Source organism: Synechococcus sp. R8-2 (genome assembly GCF_047461715.1).
GTDB lineage: Bacteria > Cyanobacteriota > Cyanobacteriia > Thermostichales > Thermostichaceae > Thermostichus.
Map to the genome: position 1 here is coordinate 1 of NZ_JANSHQ010000052.1, position 10815 is coordinate 10815.

Sequence of the window (10815 nt, forward strand, 5' to 3'; positions counted from 1 at the left end):
TTGATGGGGCTGAACTTGTTGGAGGTGCTCCCCCTGCGTTTTCCCGATGGGTTTAACCGCCTCGAGATTCCCGGAGAATGGCCCAGGCTGGGTCGGGCAGTGTTGCTGGGGTTAACTTTTGGCCTGGTGGCCTCTCCCTGCAGTACGCCGGTTTTGGTGGCTTTGCTGGCCTGGGTTTCCACCACAGGGCAACCCTGGGTAGGGGGTGGGCTGTTGCTGGCTTACGGGCTGGGGTTGGCCTTTCCCCTGCTCCTGGCGGGGGTGTTTACCGGGTTGGTGAAGCAACTGTTGGCCCTGCGGCGCTGGTCGGGCTGGCTCACTTATGCCAGTGGGGTGGTGTTGGTGGGGTTCGGCAGCGTAACAATCTTGTCGGCTTGGGCCTAAGGGATCCCTGCTGCTGCAGGCTAAGATGGGGCTACACCTACAGCACCCTGTTGGGGACTGCACCTTGCCTGGCAAGAGCAGCGGTCTGAATCTTAAGCCGACAAACTTCTCATGGTCATATACTCTCTCCCGCTTGCCCGCTGGGCTTCCTCGCTGCGGCGGTATTTTCGACATGAGCTGCTGCCGCTGCTGGCGGATCTGCGCCTGGCCATCGGCCTTTTGTTGGCGATTGCGGTTTTGAGCGCCACCGGCACGGTAATTGAGCAAGAGGAAACAGCGGCTTTTTATCAAGCCCACTATCCGGAGCATCCGGCCCTGTTTGGCTTTCTCACGTGGCGGGTGATCCTGAACTTGGGATTGGATCACGTCTACCGCACCCCTTGGTTTCTGGCTATTTTAATCCTGTTCGGCAGCAGCCTTATCGCCTGTTCCTTTACGCGCCAGTGGCCAATGCTCAAGGTGGCTCGCCGTTGGAGCTATCTCACCCGTCCGCAGTCTTTTCAGCGCCTGCCGTTTCGGACGTATCTGCCCCAACAATCCTTACAAGGGCTGCCGGAGCGGTTGCGCCGACAGGGCTACCTGGTGTTTCAGGAGGGCCATCACCTCTACGCCCGCAAAGGGTTGATCGGCAGGATCGGCCCCATCTTGGTGCATGTCAGCATGCTGCTGATCTTGCTGGGGGCGATTTGGGGCAGCATTGGCGGCTTCAAGGCCCAAGAACTCATTCCCAGCGGCAGCGTGGCTTCTATTCAACACTTGACCGGAGCGGGAGATCTGGCTCGTGCTCACTTGCCTACCTGGCAAATTCGGGCCAATCGCTTCTGGATTGACTACGCTGCCGATGGCCGTGTCAAGCAGTTTTATTCCGACCTCTCGATCTTGGATCAGGGTCAGGAGGTCAAACGTCAGACCATTTCCGTCAACCATCCTCTCTCCTACCGGGGTGTGACCCTCTACCAAGCCGATTGGAGCATCGACAGCATCCGCATCCGCGTCAACAATAGCCCCTCTTTTCAAATCCCGGTGGTGCCGGTGCGCACCGAGGCAGGCAACAAACTCTGGGGCGCTTTTGTGCCCACCCAGCCGGACATGAGCCAGGGCCTCACGCTGCTGCTGCCGGATCTGCAGGGGACAGCCCTCCTCTACGACACTGAAGGGCAATGGATGGGATCCCTGCGCCAAGGCATGAGCTTGGCCCTCGACGAGGTCGCTCCCCAACGCTTCCCCAACCCCCTCACTCTGTATCTGGATGAGGTGATCGGCGCTACCGGACTGCAAATTAAATCCGATCCAGGGATCCCTGCGGTGTATCTCGGATTTGGCCTGTTGATGGTGGGGGTGGTGATGAGCTACTTCAGCTACAGCCAAATCTGGGCTTTGCAAACGGAGACGGGGCTCTACTTGGGGGGCAAAACCAACCGGGCTTTGGTCACCTTCGAGCGAGAATTCGACCGCTTGGTGGAGCAACAAAAGGTCGCCTTCTCTCTTTCCCAGATCCCGGTGGAAGCTGAGATTGGCTAGACGCAGCTTTTTCCGGCGAAACCAGCCTCCTGCCCAATAGGGATCCCATCTATACAATCCAGGGATCCAGTGAGCGGCGCTGTTGGCTCCAGAGGGATCCCATTGGTTGAGACGGGCTTTCTCTGGGTTGACTTTGAGGGGATGTTCTGGGGCTTCCCAACATGAAGATGACCCTGAGGAAAATACAAACTACTGTTTCAGTTTCCACACACTTCTCCACATCTCGAAGGTTTGCTTAGAGATTGAGCTAGAGTGTTTCCAGTGGGTTCCTGTGGTGGGCCGCCTTGTTAGGAGGGCAAGACATGAAAGTTGGAGATCGGGTGCGGGTGCGTACCAGCGTGATCGTCTATCACCACCCGGAACATCGCAATCAACCTTTCGACCTCAAAGGCATGGAAGGGGAGCTGAAGGCCGTGATTCGGGATTGGAATGGCCGCCCGATCAGCGCCAACTTTCCCTTTCAGGTGCAGTTTGACAACAAGTTCCGTGCGCATCTCCAAGCTGATGAGCTAGAGGTGGTGGAGTCGGCTGGTTCTGGAGAGTCTGCTGAGACGGCTGCCTAGTTGAGGCCCAACAGCGTGCGGTTGGTTTCCAGAATCGGCCTGATCAACTTGGTTTCTTCGGGGGTGAGGTAATTGGCTATCACCTCTTGCAGAAAGCGATAGGTGGCCTCGCAACTGCGTTGGGTGCGGAAGGCCCGCATTAAGGTCTGGAACCAGTAGAGAAATCGATCTTTGTAGCGTTGCTCATCGTCCAGGAGCATGGCCAAAGCCGAGAGGCGCAAAACCCGCACGGTGTCAGCCTTCCACTTGTTGCTGAAGTCTTCCACCCCTCGCATGAGCAAGTAGGGATCCAGCGCGCGCATTTTCATCTCCACATCCCGGATGATCTGGGCCTCCGCCGCCTGAATCTTGCGATAGGCGCTCAGGCGAAGGTCAAAGGAGGCTAGGTAGGTCTCCATGAACTGCAGCTCCTCATCCCTGAGATAGCGCCCGTCGGCAGTGATGCTCAGTTCGCGCAGTTGAGTCAGCATAGGGATCCCTGGGCAAGCTGGAATGAGAATGGAAAAAACACCACCTATCCTGGCTGACGGTCCAGCCTTGGTCTCTCAATCCTATCCCCAAACTCCCGGCCAGAAGAGCGGGATTGCAGGGATCCCCGGCAACCCTCTCAGTCAGGTTAATATTAATTAACAGTCTGTTGCTGCAAGAACCCACCCGACCCCAGATTGTTACCCACAAGTCGCCATCTGCGAGTTCGATTCAAAAACACCCTTTGGGAGGAAACACTTCCGTGAGTCAGAAAGGTAAAAACAAGAAATGGAGAAGCGCGGGGTTATATGCGCTACTGGCCATCGTCTTGATCTCTTTAGCCACCACCTTCTTGGGTACTCGCCCGCCTGAGCGTTTGGAGATCAGCTACTCCGACCTAATCAGCCGCGTCGAACGGGGCGAGGTCAGCAAAGTTTTGGTGGAGACGGCCCCGGATGGTCGCCAGGTTGCCATTGCCGAGGCAGAAATCAACAACCGCGCCACCCAAGTGCAGGTGAATCTGCCCCCCCTTACCCCTGAGTTTGAGAACACCCTGGTTGCCAACGGGGTGGAGCTGGCGGTACGCCCTGTTCAAGAGGAGGGGCTACTCGGGCGCATTCTCAGCACCTTCTTCCTGCCGGTTTTGCTCTTGCTGGGGCTCTTTTTCCTGCTGCGGCGGGCTCAAAATGGCCCAGGCAGCCAAGCTCTCAACTTCGGCAAATCCAGGGCACGGGTGCAGATGGAGCCGAAAACCCAAATTACCTTCAACGATGTGGCCGGCATCGATCAGGCCAAGCTGGAGCTGGCAGAAGTGGTGGATTTCCTGAAAAACTCAGAGCGCTTCACCGCTTTGGGAGCCAAGATCCCCCGCGGGGTATTGCTGGTGGGCCCGCCCGGCACAGGTAAGACCCTGTTGGCCCGCGCCGTAGCCGGAGAAGCAGGTGTGCCCTTTTTCTCCATTTCCGGCTCTGAGTTTGTGGAGATGTTTGTCGGGGTCGGCGCTTCTCGCGTGCGGGATCTGTTCGAGCAGGCCAAGCAAAATGCTCCCTGTATCGTCTTCATCGACGAAATTGATGCGGTCGGTCGCCAGCGGGGAGCTGGCTTGGGGGGTGGCAACGACGAACGGGAGCAGACTCTGAACCAGCTGCTCACCGAGATGGACGGTTTTGAGGGCAACTCCGGCATTATCGTCATTGCGGCCACCAACCGACCGGATGTGCTGGATGCAGCGCTGCTACGGCCCGGTCGCTTCGACCGCCAAGTTACGGTGGATCGCCCCGATTTTCAGGGCCGCCTGGAGATCCTCAAGGTGCACGCCCGCGGTAAAACTCTGTCTGCGGATGTGGATTTGGAGAAGTTGGCCCGCCGTACTCCTGGGTTTACCGGTGCCGATTTGGCCAACCTCCTGAACGAAGCAGCCATTCTGGCAGCCCGCCGCAACCTCACCGAGATCTCCATGGACGAGATCAACGACGCGGTGGATCGGGTGTTGGCCGGCCCAGAGAAGAAGGATCGGCTGATGAGCGAGCGGCGCAAGGAGTTGGTGGCCTACCACGAGGCGGGCCATGCCCTGGTGGGATCCCTTCTGCCCAACTACGATCCCATCCAAAAAGTGACGATCATCCCCCGGGGACAAGCAGGTGGCCTCACCTGGTTCATGCCCAGCGATGACGACATGGGACTAACCACCCGTGCCCATCTGAAGAACATGATGACCGTTGCCTTGGGTGGGCGTGTGGCCGAAGAAGTGGTCTACGGAGAGTCGGAGATCACCACGGGGGCAGCCAGCGACCTGCAACAGGTGGCCCGCATCGCCCGCAACATGGTGACCCGCTTTGGCATGAGCGACCGACTGGGCAATGTGGCCCTAGGTCGCCAGTACACCAACATTTTCCTGGGCCGGGAAATCGCCGCAGAACGGGATTTCTCGGAGGAAACAGCGGCCCTCATTGACGAAGAGGTGCGGCGGCTGGTGAACGAGGCCTACCAACGGGCCACCTACTTGATTCGGGAAAACCGTGCCCTCTTGGATCGGATCGCCCGTCGTTTGGTGGAGGCCGAAACCATCGATGGGGAAGAGCTGCAGGCCATCATCGACAACTCTGAGGTGGTGATGCTGCCCCCCGAAGAGGAGCCAGAGCCGCTGACTCTGCCTATGGCCGTCAACGCCGGCGCCTAGTCTCTTGTCCCCAAGCTCAAACTTGGGATCCCTGCTTTTCCTCTTGAGGAGAGAGGGATCCCAATGTTTTGTATGATTTGCGCTGGGAGAGGGGGAGTCCACCCTAGCCGGCAGCAGCCGAACCCAACAGAGTCCGGCTCACCCCTGCTTCCAGGGGCTGAGGCTCGTAGATTTTCAGCACGTACTCGGCCACCATGCGGTCGGTGTTGAAAACGGGGTTGAGGGTGCGGATGGCCTCCTTCATGCGGGCAATCCAACGACGTGGGATCCCTTTCTCATCCCGGTCGTAGAACATGGGGATCACCTCATACTCCAACAAGTCGTAGAGGGAGTTGGCGTCCAAGTCGTCTTGGGCAGCGGGATCCAGACCTTCGATTTCTTGGCCAATAGCCCAGCCATTGCGACCGTTGTAACCCTCCGGCCACCAGCCATCCAGTACCGACAAATTCAATCCCCCACTGAAGCCCACCTTTTGCCCTGAGGTGCCGGAGGCCTCCAGAGGGCGTCGCGGGTTGTTCAGCCACACATCGACCCCCTGCACCAAATTGCGAGCGACATAGGCATCGTAGTTTTCGATGAAGGCGACTCGGTTGGCCACCTCAGGCCGGTTGGACCATTCCACCACCCGCTGGATCAGGCGCTTGCCCCCTTCATCCCGCGGATGGGCCTTGCCGGCGAAGATAATTTGCACAGGGTACTCTTTGTTGGTGAAGATGCGGGTAATTCGCTCCAGATTTCGCAGGATCAAATCTCCTCGCTTGTAGGTGCTGAAGCGACGGGCAAACCCAATCGTCAAGACCTTGGGATCCAGCAACTGGTTGACCGCTTGGATGCGCTCATTGCTTTCGCCGCGATTGCGCCGGGCCCGCAACACTCGGTGACGGGTAAAAGACACCAGCCGCTCCCGCAGAGCTTCTTTGCGCCGCCACAGTTCTTCATCTGGGATCTCTTCCACCTTGGCCCACAGTTCCGGGTCTGACACCCGCTCCGGCCAATCGGGGCCCAAGTACTGGTCGTAGAGGTTCCAAAAAAGAGGGGAAACCCAGGTACGGGCGTGAACCCCATTGGTAATGGAGCTGATGGGCACCTCATCCACCGATCGCTCAGGGTAGAGCACATGCCACATTTCGCGAGAAACCCGTCCGTGGAGCTTGCTTACGCCATTGGCTGCCCGCGCGTACCGCAAAGCCAGCACCGTCATGTTAAAGCGCTCCCAGGGATCCCCGGTGCGCCGAGCTCCCAAGGCCAAAAATTGTTCCCGCGTCAGGCCCAGTTGAGGCCAGAAGGAGGCAAAGAACGCATCCATCTCATTGGGGCTAAAGGCATCGTGGCCAGCCGGCACCGGTGTATGGGTGGTAAACACGCATTTTTCCCGCACCTTGGCCTCCGCCGTCTCGAAGGGGGTGCCCCGCGCCACTTCCTCCCGCAGCAACTCCAGCGTCAGGAAAGCAGCGTGCCCTTCATTCATGTGATAAACCATGGGATCCAAACCCAACTGGCGCAGCAGGCGCACCCCACCGATACCCAGGATGCACTCTTGGGCAATGCGAGTATCGGTGCTGCCCCCGTAGAGGTGGGCGGTAATCCAGCGATCGATGGGGTCGTTCTCCGGCAGGTCGGTGTCCAGCAGAAAGAGCGGCACCCGGCCCACGTCTGCTCGCCAGGCACGCGCCTTCACCAACCGCTGCCGCATCGCCACTTCCACCAACAGAGGGCTGCCATCCGGCTGGCGCACCAGAGTCAACGGCAGAGACTCAAACTCAGAGTCTTCGTAAAGCTCCCCCTGCCAGCCATTGTTGTCCAGGCGCTGTTGGAAGTAGCCCTGACGGTAGAGCAACCCGATGGCCACCAGGGGCACTCCCAAATCCGAGGCCGACTTGAGGTGATCGGCAGCCAACATACCCAACCCGCCAGAGTAGGTGGGCAAAGACTCGTGCAAGCCGTATTCGGCACAGAAATAGGCAATAGGACGCTGCCAGTCGTAGGTTTTCATGGTGCGCTTGGCCCAGGTATCCTCAGCCGCCATGTACTTCCGATAGGACTGCACCATCCGGTTCAACGTGTTGAGGTAGTTCACATCAGTGGCCAAGGCTGCCAACCGCAAGTAGGAAACCTCCTCCAGCATGCGCACCGGGTTGTGGGAGGTTTTTTCCCACAGGGCGGGATCCATTTCCCGGAAAATGGTGAGGTGATCCGGGTTCCAGGTCCACCAATAGTTGCGGGCGATCTCGCACAGGGGCGTGAGCGCTTCCGGCAGCACCGGACAACGTTCGGGAAAAGCAGGAGCTAAGGTGGCAATGGACATAGGACAGATACCTGGGGTTAAAGTTATGGGCTCGAAAAAGAAGAGGTAGAGGTCGATCCTGGTAAACGTATCTCAATTATTATTGAGCCGATCCTGAGGATTCTGAGGGGGGAATTCAAGATCTCTACAAAATCTTCAGGGGACGTAACCCAAATTTTCCAGGGCTTCTCCCGATCTTGCCACAGCAGCGCGGAGCCTTCAAAAGCAGCGTTCACAGGCAGCCCAGCTTTCGATTCCGGCAGAAGCTGCCCGTCTAGAAGCTGCCCGTCTATCTTCAGAGATGGTGCAACGTTAGAGTTAACTCAAAGTTAACAAAATCTACAGAACCCCAACGAACCCTTGGGGAACCCCTCCGGTTCAATTAAAATGCTGCTTCTCATAAGCTCTTAAAAACTGCAGCCGCTTTTGCTACCAATCGATGATTTTGTTGGCTTCTCCCTGAAGTTGAGCCCTAACGTCCTTCCACCACTGCCAAGGTGGTGTTGCGGTAGTAGTGGCTGAGGATCTGTTGGTAGGAGTAGTTCTGGCTGGCCATCCCAGCCGCTCCCCACTGGCTCATGCCGACGCCATGTCCGTAGCCGCGCCCCTGAATCTCAAAGAAAGCCGGGAATGTCCCTGCCACAGGAGCCAAGCTGGCTGTAGTGGCGGCCTCTCCGCGCGGGCTAATGGCAATCTTTGTGCTGCGCAACCCTAGAGCCCGACGAAAATCGCCGGCATTGAGATCTTTGATCCCTTGGGATCCCGTCAGGCGCACCGTGATCGCCCGTCCCCACGGGGAGCTGCGCAGCACCTCAACAGAACGAATAGCCCCGATCCCGGCAGCCAACTGCTGAATCTGTTGGGCAGGAACGGTGGCCGTCCAGCTAAACACGGGTGAGTGGTGATCGAAATCGGGCACCCCCTGTAAGTAGGGCCGCGACTCTAACCAGACGTTGCCTGCATCATCCGTATGTCCCCCCGCAGAGGAGTGGAAAACCGCATTGATCAACTGCCCCTGGTGGATGAGAACCTGCCCGGCGGTCTCACGGGCAGCCGCTTGGGTACGGCTGGATTCGGCAGCCACTCCCTTGTAAACCTGCCAATCGATCCCATTTCCTAAGTCAAAAGGCTGCTGGGAACGGCGACTGCGGTGGTAGAGGGCATAGGTGCGGGAGGCCACGGCTTGGGCTTTAAGAGCCTCCATGGGAAAACGGTGTCCCATCTCGCTGCCCACCACGCTGGAAACGTAGTCTTCCAAGCCAACTTGGTTGATGGCAATCACCCCACGCTCGCCGGGGATCAACTCCACCAAGCCACGGTACCAATTCTGGTCGATAAACACTAACCCATCGGAGGTGGTGGGCTGTAGGTAAAGACGTTCTCCCTGTTGGCCGGCCAAACTGACTGCTGAACCCGAACGGCTGGCCTGCAGCGGTTGCATGGCCTGCACCTCTGCCAGCGGCTGTCCCTGGGCATTCAATAGGCGGGCTCCGGTAGAGCTGCCGACGGTGACCTGGGGCTTGTTGACGGCAATACCTACCCGCAGCAGCACCCGTGCCTGCACCGGAAAGGTCAAGCACAGCCAAGCCCAAACCAGAAGGGCAATACTCCTAAGCCAAGCTGATGGGAGAGGAGAAAAGGAGAGGGCAATAGTCACACACCAATCCTCTGTGAAAGACTACCCGCCGCTGGGCATAGCCAGCGAGGGATCCCAGACAAGTCGGGTTTTGAGAATCCAGGCATAGGGCCGACGCACCCTCAACAACCCAAGCGGCCACCGTTGGGCTCAAGAGATCCCGCACTCGGAAAGCCTTTTTTGAGGCTGGTGCGGGATCCCGGGCAAGGGCCAGCCGAACCCGTTATGACAGTATCAAAAACATCCTGCAGATGCACGACTTCAACCCAGAATTTTCCGCCCCCAGTCCCTCGGTCAGGATTCAGCCGGCTCAGAGGGGATCCCGCGCCGGCGGCAAAACCACTGCTGCAATAGGCGGCGACACTCGGCCTCGCAGACTCCGCCGATGACCTCCGGGCAATGGAAGCTGGCAGCGGAGGCAGGCAAATTGAGTACACTGCGCAAAGCCCCGGCCTTGGGATCATCGGCGCCGTAGATTACCTGGGCCAGCCGCGATTGGCTGATTGCCCCCGCACACATAGGGCAGGGCTCCAGGGTCACATACAGCCGACAGCCCTGCAGCTGCCAATCGCCCAAGCGCTGCCCTGCCTGCCGTAGGGCCAGAATCTCCGCATGGGCCGTGGGATCCCGATCCCGTTCCCGCCGGTTGCTGCTCAAAGCCAGCAACTTTTCCCCTGGCCCCACCACCAGAGCGGCCACCGGCACCTCTCCAGCTTCTCCTGCTTGCTCAGCTTCTCGCAAGGCCAACTGCATCCAGGCGCGGTGGCGCTGCCACGGATCCCGCCCTTGCGGCTCGGAGGAATGGAGCTCGCTCGGATCCCCGATCATTTTGGGTGTTTCGAGCACTGCCTTTGCCCGCAAGATTTGCTAGGGTAAGCACACATACCCCGAACATCCAAAAGTAAAGAGTAGGAATAGATAGAATAGACCAGGAGTGAACTGGGTCTTGATGGCGTAAGTCGGGGGAGCGGGTTCACGCCTTTTGAGTCTTGGCGATACGGCTTAGCTTTGGGAGGGAGCATGGCGCGGATTCTACGGCATACACTTTTGGCGATGGCTCTGTTTGGTGGAGGCGTCGCGGGTGGGGTCTGGCTATCGTCTCGAGCGGGGCAGGAGTGGTTACAGCAAACTCCCCTGATCACTTGGACGCGACGGGCCAGTGAGGGAGTGGGATCCCTTTTGCCCTGGTCTGAGCCCCGCCCTGAGGCTGCGAATTCTGCCCCTCCCGCCGATGCTGTCCGGCCTTCCAATTTTATTGCTGCAGTCGCCCAAAAGGTCGGCCCAGCGGTGGTGCGCATCGATGCCACCCGCACCGTGTCGAGGGGGGTCAACCCAGAACTGTTCAACCAGCCCCTGTTTCGCCGCTTCTTTGGGGATCAACTACCGCAGTTGCCGCAGGAGTTTCGGCAAGAAGGCACCGGATCGGGGTTTATCATCGACGCCAGTGGCCTGATCCTCACCAACGCCCATGTGGTGGAAGGCAGCGAGCGGGTCAGGGTTCACCTGCTGGATGGGCGCACCTTTGAAGGGGAGGTGAAGGGCTCAGACCCGGTTACCGATATCGCGGTGATCAAGATTGAGGGGGAGAATCTGCCCACGGTTACTTTGGGCAACTCTGACTTGGTGCGACCAGGGGATTGGGCTATTGCCATTGGCAACCCGCTGGGCCTAGACAATACCGTAACTGCCGGGATCATCAGTGCTGTTGGGCGCTCCTCCGGGCAAATTGGGGCTGTCAACAAGCGGGTGACTTTCCTGCAAACGGATGCGGCCATTAACC

General features: G+C 58.7%; 9 protein-coding genes. 5 read left to right on the forward strand and 4 right to left on the reverse strand.

Annotation, left to right across the window (positions count from 1 at the left end; genetic code table 11):
- The 3 genes from NW819_RS01385 to NW819_RS01395 form a co-directional block, all read left to right on the forward strand.
- The coding region (locus tag NW819_RS01385; RefSeq protein WP_414412665.1) for a cytochrome c biogenesis protein CcdA at positions 1-384 on the forward strand (384 nt) is incomplete at its 5' end.
- 111 nt (positions 385-495) lie between these two features.
- Entirely contained in the window at positions 496-1905 is a 1410-nt protein-coding gene (locus NW819_RS01390; RefSeq protein ID WP_414412666.1) for a cytochrome c biogenesis protein, read from the forward strand.
- Positions 1906-2207: 302 nt separating this feature from the next.
- Positions 2208-2468 carry a ferredoxin-thioredoxin reductase variable chain gene (locus NW819_RS01395; RefSeq protein WP_011432274.1) on the forward strand — a complete coding sequence of 87 codons (261 nt, stop codon included), beginning with the start codon at positions 2208-2210 and terminating at the stop codon, positions 2466-2468.
- Here the strand turns inward: NW819_RS01395 and NW819_RS01400 are convergent.
- Complete coding sequence (locus NW819_RS01400; RefSeq protein WP_414349996.1) at positions 2465-2938, reverse strand: phycobilisome protein; 474 nt, start codon at positions 2936-2938, stop codon at positions 2465-2467. The genes NW819_RS01395 and NW819_RS01400 overlap by 4 nt on opposite strands.
- Before the next feature lie 260 nt (positions 2939-3198).
- Here NW819_RS01400 and ftsH point away from each other — a divergent pair, with 260 nt between their 5' ends.
- Positions 3199-5115 (forward strand): ATP-dependent zinc metalloprotease FtsH, encoded by a 1917-nt coding sequence (ftsH, locus tag NW819_RS01405; protein WP_414343378.1) that lies wholly within the window; start codon positions 3199-3201, stop codon positions 5113-5115.
- 103 nt (positions 5116-5218) lie between these two features.
- Here ftsH and glgP read toward each other — a convergent pair whose 3' ends face one another.
- The 3 genes from glgP to NW819_RS01420 all read right to left on the reverse strand — a co-directional run bounded on the left by glgP (position 5219) and on the right by NW819_RS01420 (position 9863).
- Positions 5219-7420 (reverse strand): alpha-glucan family phosphorylase, encoded by a 2202-nt coding sequence (glgP, locus tag NW819_RS01410; RefSeq protein ID WP_414412667.1) that lies wholly within the window; start codon positions 7418-7420, stop codon positions 5219-5221.
- Between the two features lie 451 nt (positions 7421-7871).
- Positions 7872-9056 (reverse strand): SpoIID/LytB domain-containing protein, encoded by a 1185-nt coding sequence (locus tag NW819_RS01415; protein ID WP_414412668.1) that lies wholly within the window; start codon positions 9054-9056, stop codon positions 7872-7874.
- A gap of 273 nt (positions 9057-9329) precedes the next feature.
- The gene (locus NW819_RS01420; RefSeq protein ID WP_414412670.1) at positions 9330-9863 is read right to left on the reverse strand and encodes a nucleoside deaminase; all 534 of its coding nucleotides are present in this window, start codon (positions 9861-9863) and stop codon (positions 9330-9332) included.
- A 192-nt stretch (positions 9864-10055) separates the two neighbouring features.
- Here NW819_RS01420 and NW819_RS01425 point away from each other — a divergent pair.
- Positions 10056-10815 (forward strand): trypsin-like peptidase domain-containing protein (locus NW819_RS01425; protein ID WP_414412669.1); only part of this gene is annotated, 760 nt, incomplete at its 3' end.

Excerpts from the sequence above, each read along its gene's own strand:
- NW819_RS01390 (WP_414412666.1), top strand. The coding sequence starts at position 496 with ATGGTCATATACTCTCTCCCGCTTGCCCGCTGGGCTTCCTCGCTGCGG.
- NW819_RS01395 (WP_011432274.1), top strand. The coding sequence starts at position 2,208 with ATGAAAGTTGGAGATCGGGTGCGGGTGCGTACCAGCGTGATCGTCTAT.
- NW819_RS01400 (WP_414349996.1), bottom strand. The coding sequence starts at position 2,938 with ATGCTGACTCAACTGCGCGAACTGAGCATCACTGCCGACGGGCGCTAT.
- glgP (WP_414412667.1), bottom strand. The coding sequence starts at position 7,420 with ATGTCCATTGCCACCTTAGCTCCTGCTTTTCCCGAACGTTGTCCGGTG.
- NW819_RS01420 (WP_414412670.1), bottom strand. The coding sequence starts at position 9,863 with ATGATCGGGGATCCGAGCGAGCTCCATTCCTCCGAGCCGCAAGGGCGG.